General features: G+C 42.6%; 20 protein-coding genes, 1 tRNA gene and 1 rRNA gene. 21 read left to right on the top strand and 1 reads right to left on the bottom strand.

All coding sequences use genetic code 11. The features are described 5' to 3' along the window. The first annotated feature begins 7 nt into the window (after window positions 1-7). From yabN to BN6556_RS00275, 6 genes are all read left to right on the top strand, one after another. Entirely contained in the window at window positions 8-1,459 is a 1,452-nt protein-coding gene (gene yabN, locus BN6556_RS00300; protein ID WP_066185627.1) for a bifunctional methyltransferase/pyrophosphohydrolase YabN, read from the top strand. Between the two features lie 12 nt (window positions 1,460-1,471). Then, window positions 1,472-1,729 carry an RNA-binding S4 domain-containing protein gene (locus BN6556_RS00295; RefSeq protein ID WP_066185624.1) on the top strand — a complete coding sequence of 86 codons (258 nt, stop codon included), beginning with the start codon at window positions 1,472-1,474 and terminating at the stop codon, window positions 1,727-1,729. A gap of 73 nt (window positions 1,730-1,802) precedes the next feature. Next, the gene (gene yabP, locus BN6556_RS00290; protein WP_066185621.1) at window positions 1,803-2,102 is read left to right on the top strand and encodes a sporulation protein YabP; all 300 of its coding nucleotides are present in this window, start codon (window positions 1,803-1,805) and stop codon (window positions 2,100-2,102) included. Next, window positions 2,099-2,653 (top strand): spore cortex biosynthesis protein YabQ, encoded by a 555-nt coding sequence (yabQ, locus tag BN6556_RS22780; protein ID WP_066185618.1) that lies wholly within the window; start codon window positions 2,099-2,101, stop codon window positions 2,651-2,653. The genes yabP and yabQ overlap by 4 nt, the downstream gene beginning before the upstream one ends. Window positions 2,654-2,675: 22 nt before the next feature. Then, a complete protein-coding gene (locus BN6556_RS00280; protein WP_066185615.1) occupies window positions 2,676-3,053 on the top strand; it encodes an FtsB family cell division protein in 378 nt (125 codons plus the stop codon). Between the two features lie 75 nt (window positions 3,054-3,128). Next, complete coding sequence (locus tag BN6556_RS00275; RefSeq protein ID WP_066185612.1) at window positions 3,129-3,539, top strand: S1 domain-containing RNA-binding protein; 411 nt, start codon at window positions 3,129-3,131, stop codon at window positions 3,537-3,539. Between the two features lie 1,243 nt (window positions 3,540-4,782). Here the strand turns inward: BN6556_RS00275 and BN6556_RS00265 are convergent. After that, window positions 4,783-4,856: transfer RNA gene (locus BN6556_RS00265), tRNA-Met, on the bottom strand. Window positions 4,857-5,308: 452 nt separating this feature from the next. On the opposite strand from BN6556_RS00265, the gene spoIIE reads away from it, so the two are divergent. From spoIIE to BN6556_RS00190, 15 genes are all read left to right on the top strand, one after another. Next, entirely contained in the window at window positions 5,309-7,765 is a 2,457-nt protein-coding gene (gene spoIIE, locus BN6556_RS00260) for a stage II sporulation protein E (RefSeq protein WP_066185605.1), read from the top strand. A 75-nt stretch (window positions 7,766-7,840) separates the two neighbouring features. Then, window positions 7,841-8,575: a vWA domain-containing protein gene (locus BN6556_RS00255; protein ID WP_066185602.1), complete on the top strand. Its 735-nt coding sequence runs from the start codon at window positions 7,841-7,843 to the stop codon at window positions 8,573-8,575. Then, entirely contained in the window at window positions 8,547-9,464 is a 918-nt protein-coding gene (locus BN6556_RS00250) for a protein kinase domain-containing protein (protein WP_066185599.1), read from the top strand. The genes BN6556_RS00255 and BN6556_RS00250 overlap by 29 nt, the downstream gene beginning before the upstream one ends. Window positions 9,465-9,589: 125 nt before the next feature. Further along, window positions 9,590-11,014 (top strand): tRNA lysidine(34) synthetase TilS, encoded by a 1,425-nt coding sequence (tilS, locus tag BN6556_RS00245; RefSeq protein WP_161485660.1) that lies wholly within the window; start codon window positions 9,590-9,592, stop codon window positions 11,012-11,014. Continuing rightward, a complete protein-coding gene (hpt, locus tag BN6556_RS00240) occupies window positions 11,007-11,552 on the top strand; it encodes a hypoxanthine phosphoribosyltransferase (protein ID WP_066185595.1) in 546 nt (181 codons plus the stop codon). Before tilS ends, hpt begins: the two co-directional genes overlap by 8 nt. Window positions 11,553-11,647: 95 nt before the next feature. Next, a complete protein-coding gene (gene ftsH / locus BN6556_RS00235) occupies window positions 11,648-13,675 on the top strand; it encodes an ATP-dependent zinc metalloprotease FtsH (RefSeq protein ID WP_066185592.1) in 2,028 nt (675 codons plus the stop codon). Between the two features lie 325 nt (window positions 13,676-14,000). Further along, a complete protein-coding gene (locus BN6556_RS00230) occupies window positions 14,001-14,783 on the top strand; it encodes a type III pantothenate kinase (protein ID WP_066185589.1) in 783 nt (260 codons plus the stop codon). A gap of 15 nt (window positions 14,784-14,798) precedes the next feature. Continuing rightward, window positions 14,799-15,677 carry an Hsp33 family molecular chaperone HslO gene (gene hslO / locus BN6556_RS00225; RefSeq protein ID WP_066185586.1) on the top strand — a complete coding sequence of 293 codons (879 nt, stop codon included), beginning with the start codon at window positions 14,799-14,801 and terminating at the stop codon, window positions 15,675-15,677. Window positions 15,678-15,801: 124 nt separating this feature from the next. Continuing rightward, window positions 15,802-16,728 carry a cysteine synthase A gene (gene cysK / locus BN6556_RS00220; protein ID WP_066185583.1) on the top strand — a complete coding sequence of 309 codons (927 nt, stop codon included), beginning with the start codon at window positions 15,802-15,804 and terminating at the stop codon, window positions 16,726-16,728. A gap of 450 nt (window positions 16,729-17,178) precedes the next feature. Beyond that, window positions 17,179-18,015 carry a dihydropteroate synthase gene (gene folP / locus BN6556_RS00215; RefSeq protein ID WP_066185581.1) on the top strand — a complete coding sequence of 279 codons (837 nt, stop codon included), beginning with the start codon at window positions 17,179-17,181 and terminating at the stop codon, window positions 18,013-18,015. After that, window positions 18,008-18,373 (top strand): dihydroneopterin aldolase, encoded by a 366-nt coding sequence (gene folB / locus BN6556_RS00210; protein ID WP_066185574.1) that lies wholly within the window; start codon window positions 18,008-18,010, stop codon window positions 18,371-18,373. Before folP ends, folB begins: the two co-directional genes overlap by 8 nt. Beyond that, window positions 18,370-18,900, top strand: a complete 531-nt coding sequence (gene folK / locus BN6556_RS00205; protein ID WP_066185570.1) for a 2-amino-4-hydroxy-6-hydroxymethyldihydropteridine diphosphokinase — start codon at window positions 18,370-18,372, stop codon at window positions 18,898-18,900. Before folB ends, folK begins: the two co-directional genes overlap by 4 nt. Continuing rightward, the gene (locus BN6556_RS00200; RefSeq protein ID WP_066185568.1) at window positions 18,852-19,076 is read left to right on the top strand and encodes a helix-turn-helix domain-containing protein; all 225 of its coding nucleotides are present in this window, start codon (window positions 18,852-18,854) and stop codon (window positions 19,074-19,076) included. The genes folK and BN6556_RS00200 overlap by 49 nt, the downstream gene beginning before the upstream one ends. A gap of 181 nt (window positions 19,077-19,257) precedes the next feature. Next, a complete protein-coding gene (lysS, locus tag BN6556_RS00195; protein ID WP_066185565.1) occupies window positions 19,258-20,739 on the top strand; it encodes a lysine--tRNA ligase in 1,482 nt (493 codons plus the stop codon). Between the two features lie 297 nt (window positions 20,740-21,036). Next, a 16S ribosomal RNA gene (locus BN6556_RS00190) occupies window positions 21,037-22,601 on the top strand. The last annotated feature ends 65 nt before the right edge of the window (window positions 22,602-22,666 follow it).

Raw genomic sequence — 22,666 nt, 5'->3', positions numbered from 1 at the left:
TATACTTATGAAACCAATGATAGAAATTATCGGCCTTGGCGGCGGTGATATCGATCAGCTGCCTCTCGGTATCTATAAAAAAATAAGGAACGCAAAAAAGGTAATGGTACGCACCTTGGATCATCCCGTCGTTCAAACGCTAAGTACAGAAGGGGTTCATTTTACTTCGTTTGATGCCGTGTATGAGCAGCATGACCAGTTTGCAGAGGTCTATCAGCAGATTGTGAAGCAACTAGTGGAACAAGCGAAAATAGCTGAAAAAATCGTTTATGCCGTGCCAGGTCATCCGATGCTAGCGGAGCAAACCGTACAGTTGCTTCTCGAGCAAAGTGAGATTGAGGTGAAGATTGCCGGAGGTCAAAGCTTTCTGGATGATTTGTTTGCGGCATTGCAAATCGATCCTATTGAAGGGTTTCAATTGGTTGATGCCACTGGCTTCCAACGTCATCAGCTTTCCTACGAGCAGCACCTTGTTTTCTGTCAGGTCTACGATGGTTTCATCGCCTCCGAAGTGAAACTTACCTTGTTAGAGGATCTGCCGCCAGAGCAGCTAGTAACGATTGTAGAGGCGGTGGGCAGTAAAGAGGAACGATTGCAGCAGGTTCCTCTAGTAGAGCTGGATCAGCAAGTTTCGTTGAGTAATCTCACAAGTGTGTATGTCGCCCCGGTTGCTAAGGAACAATTAAATCATCAATTCCACCGCCTACAGGAAGTGATTGCCATTTTAAGAGCGCCTGGCGGATGCCCGTGGGATCGTAAGCAAACCCATCAGACACTAAAAAAATACTTGATTGAAGAGGCGTATGAAGTCATCGAGGCAATTGATCAAGAGGATGATCAAGCCATCGCTGAAGAACTAGGTGATGTGCTCTTGCAAGTCATGCTGCATAGCCAAATCGGCACAGAGGCAGGATTTTTTACCATCGATGACGTAATATATAGTATTACCGAAAAAATGATTCGCAGGCATCCGCATGTGTTTGCTGATATAGAGGTAGAGGACGAACAAGAAGTGGCTCGTAACTGGGCGACCATTAAGCGTGAGGAGAAAGGCGGTCAACCAACTAGTCTCCTTGCTCATCTCACGGAAGGTCTGCCTGCCCTTTTACTAGCGGAAGAGATACAGAAGAAAGCAGCCAAGGTAGGCTTTGATTGGTCAGAGCCTGCTCCGATGTGGGACAAAGTCTATGAAGAGCTCACCGAGTGGAAGGAGGCGCTGGAGCAAGAGACGGTAGCAGAACAGGAGAAGGAGTTTGGAGATATTCTATTTGCAATGACGAATCTAGCAAGATATTATAAGATTAACCCAGAGATCGCCTTAATCAAATCCAATCATGTTTTTAAGCAGCGGTTTGAACATGTGGAACAACGAGTAAAAGAAAGCGGACAGCCATGGAAGGCCTTCTCGTTAACAGAATTAGATCGTTTTTGGGAAGAAGCCAAGCAGCTGGAAGACTAGGAGGAAAACGCTATGCGCTTAGACAAATTTCTAAAGGTATCACGTCTGATTAAACGAAGAACACTAGCAAAGGAAATAGCCGACCAAGGTAGAATTCTCGTAAACGGCAACACGGCCAAGGCGTCTACAACGATAGCAGTTGGAGATGAGCTGCAGATTCAATTTGGCCAAAAGATCGTAATACTAGAAATTAACGAGTTAAAAGAAGCCGTCAAAAAAGAGGAAGCCGCCCAATTATATACGACGAAAAAGGAAGAATATAAGCAATAATCGTGAGTCTCCTTGTTCTAAACTTGTCCCTTTATTCATAGATTAGTAATGGATAAAAGGAGGGAATAAGGAAATGAACTATTATGAAAAGAAGCCGACGCCGACATCACAATTGGACCATCAAGTTAAAATGACAAACCGCCGATTGCTAGAGATAGATGGAGTCAAAGAAGTAGATAGCTTTGATAGTGAGGAGTTTCTTTTGCAAACGGTGATGGGCTATCTTGTCATCCGTGGGGAGAACTTACAAATGAAGAATCTCGATGTGGAGTCAGGGATTGTGTCGATAAAAGGGAAGGTATATGAACTGACTTACTTGGACGAGCACCATGGGGAGAAGGCTAAAGGACTGTTTAGCAAGCTGTTTAAATGACCTTAAGCACCCAATTTATTACCCTATTAACGATGCTCTTATCCGGGGTTTATGTTGGCGCCGCCTATTTTACTTTTAATCGATTGGCACCTATATGGAGGAACAGCATAACCTGGAAGTACCTGCTGGAAATCTTATTTTGGTTTATACAAGCCATGGTCCTCTTTACGGTTCTTTTTGTGGTAAATGAAGGCATTGTACGTTTTTATCTGTTTTTGGCTGTTTTATGTGGATTTGCTATGTTTAAAGCATTGTTTGAACGTCTCTTCAGCCGGGTATTGGAGATATGTATACATGTCATCAAACATTTATATCGATTTTTTTATCAATTGATACGCATACTGCTGGTTCGACCTATTGTGTGGATCGTTACGGTCATAGTCGTGATCCTGCTTAAAATAGTTTCCCTATTGCTGACTATTTTGAAGTGGGTATTTTTTCCAATCACCTGGCTGTTCCATAAGGTCAGAAAACTTTTGCCAAAAAATGCGCAAAATTATCTACATCTTTTTCATCGGTTTTATAGTAAAATAAGAAGAAAGCACAAATGAGCATAAGGAGGAAATGGTTCATATGGCTAGACGAAACAAAGTATCCCGTATCAATGAAGCCTATATAGAACAACAAGATGCACAGGTCAAACGCCAAAAACGTCGTAAGCAGAAACTATACAGAAGATTAATGATGTTCGGTATAGTAGCTGCGGTTATAATGCTTGGCCTCATTTCCTTTCACGTGAATCAACGTATCCAGCACCATAATATGCAGCAGGAGTACACCGAGCTGTCGGATGAATTAACCAATCTTGAAAAGCAGGAAAAACAACTAGAGGGCGAAATAGAGTTATTAAATGATGAAGATTATTTATTACAAATTGCGAAAACCAATTATTTCTTCACAGAAAAAGGCGAAATTGTCTTTAAACTGCCTGAAGAAGAGCCATCTTATTGACACCGCTTTACTTGCTTGGATATAATATAGTTGTAATATATATTTTTTTACATTCTAAGGAGGAGCAATTTTTTTATGTCAATCGAAGTAGGCAGCAAGTTACAGGGTAAGGTAACGGGTATTACTAATTTTGGGGCGTTTATTGAATTACCAGGAGGTAAGACGGGACTCGTCCATATTAGTGAAGTTGCCGATAATTATGTAAAAGACATTAATGAACACTTAACGGTTGGTGACGAAGTAACGGTGAAGGTTCTTAATGTAGAAGATGATGGGAAGATTGGTTTATCTATTAAAAAAGCAAAAGATGAATCCAACTCATCCAATCGTCGCAAAAGTCAAGGGAATGGAAAAAATAACCGTGACAGAGGCGAATCATTCGAACAGAAGATGAATCGTTTCTTAAAAGATTCGGAAGATCGACTAGCAACATTGAAAAAGCATACAGAATCTAAACGCGGCGGACGAGGAGCGAGAAAAGGATAATAACTTGCTGTCTATAATCGTAGAAGATGGATGTGACTCGTGAAGATATAAAAGAAAAAATGCCCTCTCTTATCATAAGTGGATAAGGGGAGGCATTTTTTATAAAAATCGTGCATTTGTAAGCGATTACTTAATGGGTGCAGATGTGTCAAGCTTTCATCAACTTTGACGGATTTTTTCTTGTAAGATAGGAAAACGTATAATGAGTACCGATAAGATGAATTATGTAAAACATTCGAGCTGTTATTTTGAGAGAATATATGTGCATAACAACGCTCCAGCCAACCACTCCGCTTTCCGCAGGCACGGCTTCAGCTAACTTGAAAAAGAAAAGCACTTTTCCAAGTGGATCTTCAGCTCGTGCTGTTCCTGCTGGAGTCTGCGTGGTTGGCTTACGCTAGGGAATAGTTCTACACCTCTAGCAAGAATTAGCATGGTGATGATCTGAAACGCCCCCCCCCTTTTACATCCATGATATTTTGCTGAAGATAAGTGATTAGCCTTTATCATATCTGGACTAGTCAAAAGAATGAGCAAAAAGTTATTCTCTTACCGATATGTGGAAAAGTTTTGCGTGGATCCATCACTAGTCTGAGATACAACTTATTCTTCAAGTATAAAAAAGAATAGGACGATGGAGCGGACCAAAGAATCATTATATTATACTGCTTTGAACTACTTTCATGCCTAGAACCCTTCATGCATGCAGTGATAACCATTGTAGTACTACTACTTGGCGGAGAAAAATAGGTGGAGACTCCATAAAGGTTCGCCTGCTAAGATCGCAACGTCCTGGGACTGCGGTTACTCGTCCCACCGAAACCATTTATTGCAACACCTGCACTTGCACATCCTATGCATCGAAGCGGAACCTATTTCCACAGCGCTTCTTAGCACAAACAAACAATCAACTTTGCTACACGGAATAGGTGGATCTGCTGTTTTACATAACCCATCTTATCGGCAGTTATGTATTTAGCTTAGTTTAACGTGAAGGAACCGGGGATTATTTTTGATTGGATTGTTATCAATAGGAAATGAATATATACAAATATAGTAGAAAATGAGGTGATGCTTCGTGCAATATGTAGATAGCCATTTTATCATTGGCTCGCCTTTATGGTTGATTGTTCCTGTGCTTATCATTCTCTTTTTGGTGCTGGGGATAGTGATGTACAGGCTCAAGAAAAAGTCATAAGAAAAAATCCTTGCTCCATTTTCGTGGAAGCAAGGATTTTTTTGATAGCGGCGGAGGGGATCGAACCCCCGACCTCACGGGTATGAACCGTACGCTCTAGCCAGCTGAGCTACACCGCCATAAGTTAAGTATCTTCGAAAGACACAAGGAATATAATACAATAGCTTGTCCGTTATGTCAATGATTTTTGTAAGAAGCCTAGAAATATATAATCGCCATGAACAGTCTATATGCTTGCGTTTCCTTTTTAATGTAGATGAATGTTGTACACATATTATCTAAGCGAAAGAAGGATTCTGTTCATCATGCAGAAAGAAGCAATTCGATAAGCTCTTCATGAGTCTTCTAAGACTAACTATCACTCTTTTATGATCCCAGCAAAAAAATCGTCCTTGTTATCTCTACAGGGTCAGCCAAAAATAGGGAAGAAATGAAGGATAAATCATAAGGAATCTGTCGCTTTCCTGTATATTTAAGGAATGCCGTCGAACTTTTTAGAACGGCACTTTGCTTGTTTTGACAAAAAATAGAGGGATCTTATGATTTAATGGGGTGCAGAGGAGTGATATTAATGGACACATATACGGAAAATAAACCAAAATCATTGTTTACAGGCGCACAAGCAAGTATGAAGGAAACAAAACACAAGCTGGCGAAAAAATGGACAACCTTGATGCTTGAAAAAGGACTACTCATTTATATCATTGGCTTCTTATTAGGGAGAGCGGTTATTCTATCAACGTTGTCACCGTTTGTTATTGCCTTTGTCGCTGCTGTATGGTTTTTGCGTCGGGACAAGGTATTCCCTTTGTTTATTTCTACGATAATAGGGGCACTTACATATAGCGCCATCCATAGTTTCTATATCCTGTTATCTTTAGCTATATTTTTCGTTATTTCGCTGTTTATCCAACAAGTGAAGTCCTTAGACAGGATTTTGCCCGTTGTTGTTTTTCTGGCGGCAAGTATTCCGAGAGTAACCATGTATGCGCTGCAAGTACAGCTCACCTATACGGAATGGGTGATTGCTTTTGTGGAGGGATTATTAGCCGCCGTCTTATTACTTATCTTTATGCAGAGTATGCCATTATTATCACCAAAAAGATATAAACCGATTCTAAAAAATGAAGAGATTGTCTGTTTTATCATTTTACTTGCCTCGATTATGACAGGTGTGATTGGGGTGGAGTTCTATCAAGCACATATGGAACAGGTATTAGCAAGATATCTCGTCTTACTGCTGGGCCTTGTTGGCGGGGCAGCTATCGGCTCAACGGTTGGAGTGGTAGCAGGGTTGATTTTAAGCCTGGCTAGCATCTCTAATATGTTTCAGATGAGCCTGCTTGCCTTCTCCGGGCTGTTGGGCGGCCTGCTCAAGGAAGGCGGAAAGCTGGGCGTGAGTATAGGCTTATTGGTCAGCACCTTATTAGTCAGCCTATATAGCGGAGCAGGCGATTATTGGCTGCTTGCCCTGTGGGAGTCGTCGCTTGCTTGTTTATTGCTATTGCTTACCCCTCGTTCCTTTATCAAACAGGTAGCCAAGTATATCCCTGGAACCGTCGAGCATACACAGGAGCAGGAACAATATCTGCAGAAGGTGCGAAATGTAACGGCTCATCGAGTAGAACGTTTTTCCAATGTATTCAAGGCATTATCCCATAGTTTTCAAACAACCTCTCACCATTGGCAGGAGCATGATGTGGAGGTGGACTACTACCTAAGTAATGTGACGGAAAAAACATGTCAAACCTGTTTTAAAAAAGAAACCTGCTGGGTGCAGCATTTTGATAAAACCTATAACTTAATGAAGGATGTCAAGGATCAGCTGGAGACGGATGATCAATTAAATAGTATTACTAACCGCCAGTTCGAGAATCACTGTATCAAATCACGTAAAGTCATCGATACCATGCAGCAGGAATTATCCTTTTTCCAAGCGAATAAACAATTGAGAAAACAAGTATTAGAGAGCCGCCGTTTTGTAGCAGATCAGCTTCAAGGTGTATCCGATTTCATGCAGAATTTCGCAGAGGAGATTATGAAGGAAAAAGAAAATCATGAACAACAGGAAGTCGAGATCGTGGCGGCATTGAAACATGTCGGCATAGAGTTAGAGAAACTGGACATTTACAGTTTAGAACCTGGAAATATCGACGTTGAAATGGTGATCGTTTTTCAACAGTATCATGGAGAGGCAGCCAAAATCGTGGCGCCAATCCTGTCGGACATCTTGGAGGAAACTGTTATTGCCGTAACGGAAGATGTCTCCCCATTAGCAAAAGGGTATAGTTTCTTTACCTTCGGATCCGCGCGGAAATATGAGGTACAGACTGGAGTGGCGCATGCTGCAAAAGGAGGGGGGCTGGTATCCGGTGACTGCTATAAAGCAATGGAGCTGGGAACAGGCAAATTCGCCCTGGCGATCAGTGATGGTATGGGTAATGGCAATCGTGCGCATGAGGAAAGCACAGAAACGTTGCGGTTATTACAGCAAATTCTCGAATCCGGTTTTCATGAACAGGTAGCGATTAAGTCGATTAACTCGATCTTGGCACTGCGGACGAATGAAGAAATGTATGCTACTCTCGACTTAGCGATGGTGGACTTGCATCATGCTCGGGTGCAATTCTTGAAGGTTGGCTCCACACCTAGCTTTATTTTACGAAATAATCATGTAGAGAAAATAGAGGGGAGTAATTTGCCGATTGGCATTATTCAGGAAGTGGACGTGGATGTAGTCAGTGCTCAGCTTCAAGCTGGTGATCTATTGATTATGATGAGTGATGGGATCTTTGAAGGCCCAAAACATATTGAGAATGTGGACTTGTGGCTGGAACGTAAATTGCTAGAAATGGAAACCAATGATCCACAAGAAATGGCTGATATTTTATTAGAAGAGGTCATTCGTACACAAAGCGGGGAGATTGGTGATGACATGACGGTGCTGGTCGCCGAAATCAAGGCAAATCAGCCGCAATGGGCTCCGATTCGTTCATTCCGTCATTTTCAAGAAGAACATATTAGTTGAGCAATTGAAGGTATATTTCCTGCTTCCATTGGTGAAAATAGAATTATCATCATTACCAATTGGAGGAGGAATAATATGCAAGCCGGAACATTAAAGCAAGTTCTTTTAATTACAGATGGTTGTTCGAATCAAGGGGAGGACCCATCTATGGTAGCTAGTTTCATAGCAGAGCAGGGAATTACAGTCAATGTGATTGGTATTTTGGAAGACACACAAAGTGAACAGCCTAGCGGATTAGAAGAGGTCGAGGATATTGCAGCGAATGGCCAAGGGGTAAGTCAAATCGTCTATCAACAGGCATTAACACAAACCGTGCAAACGGTCACCAAGCAAGCGATGACAGAAACCTTGCAAGGAGTGGTGAATGGCGAACTAAAGCAAATATTAGGGCAGGATACCACAATGGAAGAATTGCCGCCGGAACAGCGTGGCGAGGTTATGGAAGTCGTGGACGAACTCGGAGAAACTTGTTCCTTGGAGGTACTGGTTTTGGTAGACACTAGTGCTAGTATGACGAATAAACTCCCGTCTGTACAAGAAGCCCTCGTGGACTTATCGATTAGTATGAATGCAAGAATGGGGGATAATCGTTTTGCGATTTACCAATTTCCCGGACGCAAAAAACCGATTCAAAAATTGGTAGACTGGACGTCCAAATTAGAATCGATCTCTGCCATTTTTTCCAGAATATCGAGTGGTGGAGTAACTCCGACTGGTCCTGCATTAAGAGAAGCGATGTATCAGTTTGGCAAGAAATCATTACGAAGGAGATGGAGGAGAGATGACCTCACCGACATCGAAGAAGCCTGATATTTCTTTGAGAAGGGGCATGTTAGTGAAAGGGAAATGGCATGGCCGTTCCTATCAAGTGATCCGGAAGCTGGGCAGTGGTGCTATCGGGACCGTGTACCTATGTCAGTATAAAAACAGCTATGTTGCCCTGAAGATAAGTAAACAAAGTGCATCGATTACATCGGAAGTCAATGTGTTAAAATCCCTGCAAGTGGTTCAAGGTCATCACCTTGGGCCTTCTTTGATGGATGTGGACGACTATATCACAGCCAACGGTCATCGTTATTCGTTTTATATTATGGAATATGTCTCTGGTGATACACTTCCTCATTTTGTTCGTCAACAGGGGAAGCAGTGGCTGTTGACGCTGCTGATTAGTTTCTCCAAGGATTTAGAGGGATTGCATCAACAAGGTTATGTATTTGGTGATTTAAAACTGGAAAATTTAATCGTCGCTCGAAGACCTGTCCGTTTACGTTGGGTGGATGTGGGTGGTACGACGTTAAAGGGACGGGCGATTAAGGAGTATACCGAGTTTTACGATCGCGCTTATTGGGGGTGTGGGAGCAGGAAGGCGGATCCAGGTTATGATGTATTTGCGCTGGCCATGGTTATCTTACGGATTTATTATCCCAACGGCTTCTCTCGGGGAGCCGATCCCCAAAAGACCTTACGGAAAAAGATTGATCAGGCGGTGGATATAGAGCCACTTCAACATGTTTTAAAGCAAATGGTACAGCAAACGATTGTGGACGCTGGTCAGGTCCATACAGCCTTGCTTTCCCATAACAGAAAAAGACGATCGAAGAAAAAAGACAAGCAAACCGATGATGCACTTCATCCGGTTATCGAGATGGTAAGCATTCTAACCGTTGGTGCGGGCTATTGTCTCTTTTTATGGCTGTAGGCACTCTGCCTTCTGATATTTTCTATTATTTTTTTCTTGAAATGAAATCAAGCGGTGTGAAATATGTTAAAATAACAGAGGGAACGAAGATAACATATCAAGGTGATTGAATGAGGTGGTGGTTTGTGAATCAGTCCAGCTTAGAGAAGCAGGTATTGCCGTTTATGGAACGGCATCAGTTAATACACCGTAACGCAACCGTTGTGATTGGTGTGTCAGGCGGTGTGGATTCGTTGCTTCTGCTAAAATATTACACGGTGCTGCAGCAAGAGTGGCAGTTGCATATCATTGCGGTTTCGATGGATCACGGTTTGCGTGGAGATGAAGCGGCTCGGGACGTAACGTATGTGGAGCAGATTTGTAAGGACTGGGGTGTCCCTTTTGTTGGAAGGAAGATTGATGTCAAGGAGCGGAAGCGGCATCATAAAGAAGGGACACAACAAGCGGCTAGAATATTAAGGTATCAAGTGTTTGAAGAGATAATGAAGCAATATGATGCAGATTATTTGGCATTAGCACATCATGGTGATGATCAGGTAGAGACTGTCGTTATGCGTATGCTTCGTCAAAACAATCCGTCGGCATTAACAGGTATTCCAATTAGTCGAGCATTCGCCTCCGGTTTTATTGTACGTCCTTTCTTATGTTTATCCAAGGCAGAGATCTATCAATACGCTCATATATTTGGGCTCCAGGCACGCGAAGACCCTTCTAATCAATCATCGCAATATACGAGAAATTATCTGCGCAATCAAGTATTGCCACTGTTGAAAAAGCAAGAGCCGCAATTACATAGACATGTGCAAGAAATGACAGAACGATTAACGGAAGACCAACTATACTTAATGAAGCAAGCGGAAAAAGTGATGGCAGAAACGATCACACTTGCGCCGCAATCGGCCTCTTTCCAAATAAATGAGCTTCAGTCCTATCCGATGGCTTTACAAAGAAGAGTCTTTCATCTAATATTGAGTTATCTGTACCATAAAGTACCTTCCGCGATGACATTACAGCACGAAAAAGATTTCTTTCATTTATTACATACGGATAGAAGTAGTGTGACGATCGACTTCCCGAGTGGCTTAAAGGTAACCAAGAGCTATACGGTGATAAGCTTTCATTTTCTTACCGTAGATCATTCGCAATGGGAAGGTCGCCAACTGAGCAAGATACCCGATACAATCTATTTAGCGGATGGGGCTTCATTACAAATAAGGTATAGCGCTTCTTATGTGAAAGACGATACAAATACCTTGCATATCCCAGTGGAACTCACCTCTCTTTTTCCTTTATCCGTAAGAACCCGAAAACCTGGGGACAAAATAAGGATAAAAGGTTTACAGGGAAGGAAGAAGGTGAAGGATATATTTATAGATGAGAAAATCCCTTTAGAACAACGGGACAACTGGCCTATTGTAGTAGGATCAGATGGACAGCTGCTCTGGCTAGTTGGCTTAAGAAAGGCTGAAATTACGCCATTATATGAAGCAAGCGAATATGTAGTATTACATTACATAGAAACAAATAACAGGAGGCACCATGATGCATAATGAAATCAAGGAGACATTAATCTCTGAGCAGCAGATTCAAGAGAAATGCAAAGAGATAGGAGCGCAACTAACAAAGGAGTATGAGGGCAAATTTCCGCTTGCTATCGGGATTTTGAAAGGAGCCTTGCCTTTTATGTCTGATATTCTTCGTCGTATTGATGGACATCTGGAAATGGATTTTATGGATGTATCCAGCTATGGCAACGAAACACGCTCATCCGGAGAAGTGAAGATTGTCAAAGATTTAGATACGAAGGTAGAAGGTAGGGATATTCTCATCATTGAGGATATTATTGACAGTGGTTTGACGCTAAGTTATTTAGTGGACCTGTTTAAGTACCGGAAGGCGAAATCAATCAAAATTGTTACACTGTTGGACAAGCCTGAAGGCAGGACGGTTGATATTAAGGCCGATATTGTTGGTTTTCAAGTGCCAAACGAATTTGTCGTTGGGTATGGACTGGACTATCAAGAGAGGTATCGCAACCTTCCATATATCGGTGTGTTGAAGCCGGAAATATATAGTGAAGAGGCATAAGATTTTTTTCATTTGCCAGTTGTAATTAGTTGTCACAAAGTCTTTGGTTATGGTACTATTTAATATAGTTTTCTCGTTTCGGGAGGAGGTAGGCAATGAATCGGATTATACGTAATGTGATCCTTTATTTCGTAATCTTTTTGGTATTGATTGCGATTATACAAGTAATTACAGGACAAAACAATCAAGCAGAAGAGTTAAATCTTCAAGAGTTTGAACAAGCATTAGAAGGTGACCAGCTTAGTGAGATGGAAATGCGTCCTTCTCATGGCGTTATACGTGTTTCAGGTACGATGAATGAAGGTGAAGAAGAAGAAACATCTTTTTTATCCAATATACCTAATACGGTGACAATGATTGACTATGTCACAGACAATGCTCCGGAAATTTCCGTGCAAGAAGAGGAAAGGCCAAATGGATGGGTTACTTTTCTAACAACAATGATTCCATTTGTGATCATATTTATTCTATTTTTCTTCTTACTTAATCAAGCCCAAGGTGGCGGCAGCCGAGTCATGAACTTCGGTAAAAGTAAAGCAAAAATGTACAGCGAAGAGAAAAAGAAAGTTCGTTTTCGCGATGTTGCTGGTGCAGATGAAGAAAAGCAAGAATTAGTGGAAGTGGTTGACTTCCTTAAGGACCCACGTAAGTTTGCGGCTATTGGTGCGAAAATACCTAAAGGTGTGTTATTAGTAGGACCTCCGGGTACAGGTAAAACCTTGCTCGCTCGTGCCGTAGCAGGTGAAGCAGGGGTGCCGTTCTTCTCCATCAGTGGTTCGGACTTTGTGGAAATGTTCGTTGGTGTTGGTGCTTCACGTGTGCGTGACTTATTTGAGAACGCCAAAAAGAATGCGCCATGTATCATTTTTATTGATGAGATCGATGCAGTAGGTCGTCAACGTGGTGCAGGTGTTGGCGGTGGTCACGATGAACGTGAACAAACCTTGAACCAGCTCTTAGTAGAAATGGATGGTTTTGGTGAGAATGAGGGAATTATCATTATTGCTGCAACCAACCGACCAGATATTTTAGACCCTGCATTATTACGTCCAGGACGTTTCGACCGTCAGATTACTGTTGACCGTCCAGACTTAAAAGGGCGTGAAGATGTACTTGCTGTGCATGCGCGTGATAAGCCTCTAGCTGACGATGTGGAGTTAAAAACGATTGCTATGCGTACGCCTGGATTTTCTGGTGCAGACTTAGAGAATCTTTTGAATGAAGCAGCACTAGTGGCAGCCAGACATGACAAAGAGAAGGTCGATATGGAATCTGTGGATGAAGCGATCGATCGTGTAATTGCTGGACCAGCTAAGAAAAGCCGGGTTATTTCTAAGAAAGAACGTAATATTGTCGCCTACCATGAAAGTGGCCACACGATTATTGGTATGGTACTGGATGATGCAGATATGGTCCATAAGGTAACGATTGTGCCGCGTGGTCAAGCTGGTGGTTATGCTGTCATGCTGCCTCGGGAAGATCGTTATTTTATGACAAAACCAGAGTTGCTTGACAAGATTACCGGGTTATTAGGCGGCCGTGTATCCGAAGAAATTATTTTCGGTGAGGTAAGTACTGGTGCCCATAATGACTTTCAACGTGCAACCAGTATTGCGCGAAAGATGGTTATGGAATACGGTATGAGTGATAAGATTGGTCCATTGCAGTTTGGCAGCAGTGGAGGTCAAGTCTTCTTAGGTCGAGACATGCAAAATGAACAAAACTACAGTGATGCGATTGCGTATGAAATTGACCAGGAAGTACAGAACTTCATTCAAGAATCCTATCACCGTGCGAAAGAAATTTTAACGGAAAACCGTGATAAATTAGAATTAGTTGCTAAAACTCTGTTAGAAGTGGAGACATTAGACGCGAGTCAAATCAAAGGTTTATTTGAGGAAGGCAAGCTTCCTGATCCTGTGGTGTCCGAACAAGATGGCAAGCCGTCTGGACAGAATGAAGGAAAGGAAGAGGATAAGACTAACGAAACCAAAGAGGATGATAAGTCATCTTCAGAAGTGAAAGTTAATATCCAGCCTCAATCCGATCATAAAGAATCTAATGCCGATGAGCAGACAGAGGATAATGAGACTAACGAAAATAAAGAGAATAAAGAAGATTAATAACGATACAGGCTGTCTTGAAGGCTCAACACCATGACCTTCAAGGCAGCTTTTTTCCACTATAGGCGTTGGTAGATGTAGACTTGCTTTTTCTTGTAAGGTAAAAAAGTTTATTATTGATATAATAGGATTTGGAACAATTTGACCTTAAATGAACCGGCAGTTCAGTGAGTGACTACTTTGAGTGGTCGCTAAAGGATCGAGCAGGTTTTTCCTGCTTTTTCTTAAGCAGGGCAAGGAGACAATTAACTTGCGGGATAGGTCATGCAAACTATACAATATGAAGGTAAGGAGAACTAATGACATATATATAGTGGAGGGTGCCATGATTTTTGTAATAGATGTAGGGAATACGAATACCGTTCTAGGTGTTTTTCAAGACGATCAGCTCGCCTACCAGTGGCGTATGCAAACAGATAGACAGAAGACAGAAGATGAGTATGCAATGTTTATTCATTCATTACTGGACTACGAAGGGTTGTCCTTTTCGGATATAAACGGAATGGTGATTTCATCGGTTGTGCCACCTATTTTGTTCGCTCTGCAGCGGATGGCCGATAAATATTTTCGCTGTAAGCCAATGGTGATCGGCGAAAAGCAAGTAGACCCGCATTTACAGATCATCTATCCTAACCCGAAAGAACTAGGGGCCGATCGAATTGTAAATGCAGTAGCTGCCATTGAGGAGTATGGGGCTTCTTGTATTATTATTGACTTTGGCACGGCGACGACATATTGCTATATTAATGAGCAAGCCCAGTATGAAAGTGGTGTGATCACTCCAGGAATTAATATATCATTGGATGCTTTGTATCAAAATGCAGCCAAGTTACCGAAGATTGAGTTGAAAAGACCAGAACAGGTACTAGGGCACTCCACTGTAGAGGCTATGCAAGCAGGTGTATATTTTGGTTATGTGGGTCAGGTGGACGCTGTCGTGCATAGGATTAAGCAGGAGATCAATGCTAATCCTAGGGTGATTGCGACCGGAGGACTAGCTACACTGATCGCCAAGGATTCATCCGTTGTAGACATTGTAGATCCTTATCTTACGTTAAAAGGATTATATTATATTTATCAAAAAAATGAACAAACATTTAGTCATTAGAAAGGAAGACGCCATATGGGTGATTATTTATTAAAAGCGACCGGATTTAACGGGGAAGTAAGAGCCTACGCCATCCAGTCAACTGATACAGTAGAAGAAGCACGGCAAAGGCAAGATACATGGGCTACAACCTCTGCTGCTTTAGGAAGGACGATGACGATTGCCACCATGCTTGGTGCGATGTTAAAAGGTGATGATAAGTTAACCGTTAAGGTTGAAGGAGACGGTCCTGTAGGTGCAGTCATTGCAGATGCAAACGCTATGGGGGAAGTGCGCGGCTATGTGGTGAACCCGCACGTTGACTTTGAATCAAATCAGCACGGCAAACTGGATGTAAAACGGGCGGTAGGAACAGAAGGAACCTTAAGTGTGGTGAAAGATGTTGGGCTCAAAAACCACTTCACTGGACAAGTGCCGATCGTATCAGGAGAAATCAGTGAGGACTTCACCTATTACTTAGCAAATTCAGAACAGGTTCCCTCTGCCGTAGGTGCAGGTGTATTGGTCAATCCAGATCATAGTGTGCTCAGTGCGGGCGGTTTTATTGTGCAAATGCTGCCAGGTGCAGCGGAAGATACGATTACGAGTGTGGAAGATAATATTTCCTCCATTCCTGCTATTTCCCAATTAATCCAAGAGGGAAAAACACCGGAAGAAATGCTGGGGTTATTATTAGGTGATGGCAATTTCACAATTCATGAGGAAGTCCCTGTCCAGTTTTCTTGTCCATGTTCCAAAGAGAGGCTGGAGACGGCGATCCAGGGCTTGGGGAATAAAGAAATCGATGCGATGATCCGTGAAGACCATGGTGCCACGGCTTCTTGTCATTTTTGTAATGAGACGTATACCTTCACAATCGACGAGTTGCGTGCCTTAAAAAGAACAGAAGCGTAATATAGCACGTCTTAAGATGTAAGAAGCTAGCAGCAATTCCCAGATAAGGATTGACAATTACCTTTATTTCATGTAAATTAGTAATTAAACCAATAATATTACTTGGGATTAAGGAGGAATTAGGATGAAAGTGGCTCAAAATATTGCGGAACTAATCGGAAATACCCCTATTGTTAAATTAAATCGTACAGCTGACCCTGAAGGTGCAGAGATTTATGCAAAGCTGGAATTCATGAATCCAGGCAGCTCTGTAAAGGATCGTATTGCACTTGCCATGATTGAAGCGGCAGAAGAAGATGGCAATTTGAAAGAAGGAGATACGATCATCGAACCAACTAGTGGGAATACGGGGATTGGTTTAGCAATGGTAGCAGCTATTAAAGGTTACAAAGCTATTCTTGTTATGCCGGATACGATGAGTATGGAGAGACGCAATCTTTTACGCGCTTATGGTTCGGAACTTGTATTAACTCCAGGTGCGGAAGGTATGAAGGGTGCTATTGCTAAAGCAACCGAGTTACAGGAGCAACATGGCTATTTCATGCCACAACAATTCAATAATGCAGCAAATCCTGCCGTACATGCGCGTACTACAGGTAAAGAAATTGTGGATCAAATGGGTGATCAATTAGACGCCTTTGTATCTGGTATCGGTACAGGTGGAACAATTACTGGGGCAGGTAAAGTATTGAAGAATCAATATAAGGATATCAAGCTTTATGCTGTGGAACCAGCTGATTCGGATATATTGTCTGGGGGAACACCAGGCCCGCATAAAATCCAAGGGATCGGTGCTGGATTTGTGCCAGAGGTACTGGATACAGAGGTATACGATGAAGTTATTACCGTAACGAACGATCAAGCATATGAAACAGCTCGGGAAGCCGCTAAAAAAGACGGACTGCTCGGCGGTGTTTCTTCAGGTGCTGCCATTTATGCCGCGAAACAAGTAGCGAAAAAACTAGGTAAAGGCAAAAAGGTGCTGGCGGTTATCCCAAGTAATGGGGAACGTTATCTATCCACTCCGCTTTATCAGTTTGACGACGAATAAATACTGGAAGAGGCCATCTATTTATAGGTGGTCTTTTTTTGTGAGGTAAGAAAATATAAAATTCTGATTATCATAGGCATTGAAACGAATTTGATCCGGTAATAGGAGACGATATCTGAAAATAAACATCAAAATACAGATAAGATAGATTATGTAAAGTCAATCACTTTTGTGGGCAGTTGACTTATGCCCTGTGGGTGAAAGCGCAACCTATTTTCGGAGCGCTTCCTAGCACATAAAAAACGTTCAACATGATCACTTGGAATAGTCTGTTACTTTACAATACAGACAAGTAGCCAAACTTACTACAGAGAAAACATAAACAGTGCACCTAAACGTCCTGATTTAAAATCATGAAATTTCTACTAAACTTTTTATAGAGATATATGTTATAATAATTTGTTATTGAATACTTACTTTTCATAGGCTTGAATACAAGGGTGGATGATGATGGAAAAATGGTTGCGTACAAAAGAAAGGAATTATTACTATCCAGATAAAACGTTAATCATGGGAATTTTAAATGTCACACCGGATTCTTTTTCAGACGGTGGGAAATATAATTCCCCACAGCCTGCAATAGACCAGGCATTACGCATGGAAGCAGAAGGTGCAGATATCATAGATGTAGGTGGAGAATCGACTAGGCCAGGTTACACACCGGTATCAGAGGAAGAAGAGCTTGCCAGAGTGATTCCTGTAATCAAGGCATTGAGCGGGCAAGTGAACATTCCGCTTTCTATCGATACAACAAAGGCCAATGTAGCTCGAGCGGCGATAGAAGCAGGTGCATCCATTATTAATGATATCTGGGGCGCTAAGAAAGACCCGGAAATGGCAAAGGTTGCCGCTGATTTGCAGGTGCCAATTATTTTAATGCACAATCGTAACCAGATCCCTTACCAATCATTAATGGAAGATATATTAGCGGATGTGCAGGAAAGCATTGATATTGCCTTAGCTGCAGGAGTGAAGCCGGAGCAGCTAATTATTGATCCTGGCATCGGTTTCGCCAAAACGTATGAAGAAAATATCGCTGTTATGCAGCAGATGGAAAGATTTCGTGAGCTAGACCTCCCGTTATTATTAGGTGTATCTCGTAAATCGGTTATTGCCAAAACAGTCGATTTACCTGCTGATCAGCGTGATGAGGCAACAGGAGCAGCTGTTTCTTTTGGCATCACGAAAGGGTGCGAAATCGTTCGGGTACACAATGTGAAATTACATGCTCGAATGATAAGAATGTTGGATAAGTTAATGAATAAAGGCAGGGATGCACATGGATAAGATACAATTGAATCAGATGTCCTTCTACGGCTTCCATGGCGTTTTTCCGGAAGAAAAGAAACTAGGGCAACGTTTTATTGTGGATGCTGTTTTAGAAGTGGATTTACGCCAAGCGGGCAAGACAGATGATCTACAGTATTCGATTGATTATGGCCTTGTTTATCAGCTGACAAAAGCAGTGGTAGAAGGACCGTCAAAAAATCTAATTGAAGCAGTGGCGGAGCAGGTTGCAAGTGAATTATTATTTCATTTTGAAGCATTGATGGCTTGTCAAATTCGATTGATTAAGCCTGACCCACCCATACCAGGACACTATCAATCCGTTGCTGTGGATATATATAGGGAGAAATCAAAATGAATAAAGTCTATATCGCGTTAGGCTCTAATATTGCGCCGCGGTTCAATTATCTGTATCGGGCGATTGACATATTACAGCAGCACGAGGATATTGAAGTGGCCAAACAGTCTTCCGTATATGAGACGGATCCAGTTGGGTATACAGATCAGGAACAATTTTTAAACATGGTGATCGAGCTAGAAACCACGTTAGAGCCCATTGCCCTTTTAAATGTGTGTCAAAGCATTGAACGTAAATTAGGAAGGAAACGTGATATTCGATGGGGGCCAAGAACGATTGATCTAGATATTTTACTGTATAATCAGACATCTATTGTGAACGACCGCTTGGTGGTACCGCATCGGAGATTGCATGAAAGAGCATTTGTATTAATACCATTAGCAGAAATTCATCCTTCTCTTTATATAGAAAGTCTTGAACAAAGCATCTCAGAATTAGTCGGTCAACTACCGTTACAAGATAAAGAAGGAGTAGTAAAATGTCAACCAACAGAAGGGGTAAGAGAATCAAAGCCTTTCGGAAGCTAAAGGGGTATACTCAAGTTGCCTTTGCGAAAACTATCGGTATGTCTATTTCGCAACTTGGCGAAATAGAAAGAGGCAGAAAAGAACCGTCACCCGATCAATTAATGACGATAACAGAACAACTGGGGATTTCATTGGAAGAATTAGACCCAAATGTTAAAGGAAAACAGGAAGAATAGATAGAGGTAATCACCACCGATAACCATTCCAGTGACAGGATTAACCAACGCTTGGAGAATAACTGGTATAACGGATTACGGTGAAGGTGAGGAATGAAGGATAATTTGCTAACGCGATTGCAGTAGCCAACTTAGCTGAATAATCACGAAAAAATTTGATATTTATATTGAGGTGAAGAGAATGAGCGAAGAAACAAACGAACAAATGCAAGTTCGACTAGAAAAAATGGAAAACTACCGCGAACAAGGAATAGATCCGTTTGGTGATAAGTTTGTTCGTACAGATTTGGCAGCAGACTTATTTGAAAGATATCAAGATTGGACAAAGGAAGAATTAGAAGAGCAGAAAATTGAGACAACGGTGGCAGGCCGGGTGATGACGAAACGTGGTAAAGGAAAAGTAGGATTTTCTCATATACAAGATTTAAGCGGGCAAATCCAACTCTACGTGCGCAAGGATCAAATTGGAGAAGAGACATACGAAATTTTTAAATCAACCGATTTAGGTGATATTGTAGGCGTTACAGGAATCGTTTTTAAAACTAAGGTGGGCGAACTTTCTGTAAAAGCAACTCAGTTTACCATGTTAACGAAATCGTTACGACCATTACCAGAGAAGTTCCATGGTTTAAAAGATGTAGAGCAGCGTTATCGCCAACGCTATCTTGATTTAATCACGAATATGGATAGTAAACATACGTTTATTCTTCGTAGTAAAATTATTCAGTCTATGCGCCGTTATTTGGATGATAAAGGCTATCTAGAAGTAGAGACACCGATGATGCATAGTATTCCTGGGGGAGCCTCTGCGCGCCCTTTTGAAACACATCACAATGCACTGGATATTCCGTTATATATGCGAATAGCCATTGAATTACATCTTAAACGATTGATCATAGGTGGTATGGAGAAGGTATATGAAATAGGACGTGTATTCCGTAATGAGGGTGTATCCACTCGTCACAACCCGGAATTCACCATGATTGAATTATATGAAGCTTATGCCGATTATCATGATATTATGGAGCTAGTGGAGGAACTGATCGCACATATTGCCAAAGAAGTAACCGGATCAATGATTATTACGTATGGAGAACATGAAATAGATTTAACACCAAGATGGACAAGACTGCACATGGTAGACGCTATTAAAGAATATACTGGGGTAGATTTCTGGCAGCAGTTGACCGACGAAGAAGCAAAAGCATTGGCAAAAGAACATGGGGTAGATGTAGAGGATAATATGACATATGGTCACATTGTTAATGAGTTCTTTGAACAAAAAGTAGAAGACAAATTGATTCAGCCTACCTTTGTATATGGACACCCAGTAGCGATTTCACCATTAGCCAAGAAAAATAAAGAGGATGAACGCTTTACGGATCGTTTTGAGTTATTTGTCGTGGGGCGTGAACATGCCAACGCCTTTTCGGAATTGAACGATCCGGTTGACCAAAGAGAAAGATTTGAAGCGCAAGTAAAAGAAAAAGAGCAAGGTAACGATGAAGCGCACGAGATGGATGAGGACTTCTTAGAGGCATTAGAGTATGGTATGCCTCCTACAGGTGGTCTAGGTATCGGAATCGACCGCCTTGTTATGCTATTAACCAACTCACCATCGATTAGAGACGTACTATTATTCCCGCAAATGCGCAATAAATAAAGGCAAAAGCTATGTTCTTGATCAAGGACATAGCTTTTATGAAAAAAGTTATTGACACTCTATTTTGTTTTATGGTATATTATTAAACGTCGCTGAAACAGGAAAGCAAACAACGAATTTATCAATGAAATAATTATTGAATAAAGTTATTGACATTGGCCAGCATAAGCGATATAATATAAAAGCTGTCGAAAAAAGCAGCCGAAACATTGATCATTGAAAACTGAACAAAACAACCAGTATGTGTAAGAAGAAAAGCAAAAAGCTAGCTTGTCAAAAGCGAGCACAAGTACAAACTATATTGAGAGTTTGATCTTGGCTCAGGACGAACGCTGGCGGCGTGCCTAATACATGCAAGTCGAGCGCGGGAAGGCAGCGGAACTCTTCGGAGGGAAGGTGCTGGAACGAGCGGCGGACGGGTGAGTAACACGTGGGCAACCTGCCTGTAAGACGGGGATAACTCCGGGAAACCGGAGCTAATACCCGATACCCCCTTATTTTCACCTGAAGAGAAGGGAAAAGATGGCCTCCGGCTATCACTTACAGATGGGCCCGCGGCGCATTAGCTAGTTGGTAAGGTAATGGCTTACCAAGGCGACGATGCGTAGCCGACCTGAGAGGGTGATCGGCCACACTGGGACTGAGACACGGCCCAGACTCCTACGGGAGGCAGCAGTAGGGAATCTTCCGCAATGGACGAAAGTCTGACGGAGCAACGCCGCGTGAACGAAGAAGGTTTTCGGATCGTAAAGTTCTGTTGTTAGGGAAGAACAAGTACCGTTCGAATAGGGCGGTACCTTGACGGTACCTATCGAGGAAGCCCCGGCTAACTACGTGCCAGCAGCCGCGGTAATACGTAGGGGGCAAGCGTTGTCCGGAATTATTGGGCGTAAAGCGCGCGCAGGCGGTTCTTTAAGTCTGATGTGAAATCTTGTGGCTCAACCACAAGCGGTCATTGGAAACTGGGGAACTTGAGTACAGAAGAGGAGAGCGGAATTCCACGTGTAGCGGTGAAATGCGTAGAGATGTGGAGGAACACCAGTGGCGAAGGCGGCTCTCTGGTCTGTAACTGACGCTGAGGTGCGAAAGCGTGGGGAGCGAACAGGATTAGATACCCTGGTAGTCCACGCCGTAAACGATGAGTGCTAGGTGTTAGGGGGTTTCCGCCCCTTAGTGCTGCAGTTAACGCATTAAGCACTCCGCCTGGGGAGTACGGCCGCAAGGCTGAAACTCAAAAGAATTGACGGGGGCCCGCACAAGCGGTGGAGCATGTGGTTTAATTCGAAGCAACGCGAAGAACCTTACCAGGTCTTGACATCTTTGGATGTCTCTAGAGATAGGGAGTTCCCTTCGGGGACCAAATGACAGGTGGTGCATGGTTGTCGTCAGCTCGTGTCGTGAGATGTTGGGTTAAGTCCCGCAACGAGCGCAACCCTTAATCTTAGTTGCCAGCATTCAGTTGGGCACTCTAAGGTGACTGCCGGTGACAAACCGGAGGAAGGTGGGGATGACGTCAAATCATCATGCCCCTTATGACCTGGGCTACACACGTGCTACAATGGATGGTACAAAGGGCAGCGAAGCCGCAAGGTGAAGCCAATCCCATAAAACCATTCTCAGTTCGGATTGCAGGCTGCAACTCGCCTGCATGAAGCCGGAATCGCTAGTAATCGTGGATCAGCATGCCACGGTGAATACGTTCCCGGGCCTTGTACACACCGCCCGTCACACCACGAGAGTTGGCAACACCCGAAGTCGGTGGGGTAACCAATTGGAGCCAGCCGCCGAAGGTGGGGCCAATGATTGGGGTGAAGTCGTAACAAGGTAGCCGTATCGGAAGGTGCGGCTGGATCACCTCCTTTCTAAGGATAGAACGGAACACCTCTTACGAGGTGCCACATACTAGGTTGTTTAGTTCAGTTTTGAG

This window comes from Gracilibacillus timonensis, assembly GCF_900086715.1.
In the GTDB taxonomy this organism is placed as follows: Bacteria; Bacillota; Bacilli; order Bacillales; family Amphibacillaceae; genus Gracilibacillus; species Gracilibacillus timonensis.
Note: the sequence above shows the minus strand (reverse complement) of the source record. Positions and strands in the feature narration are given on the sequence as shown.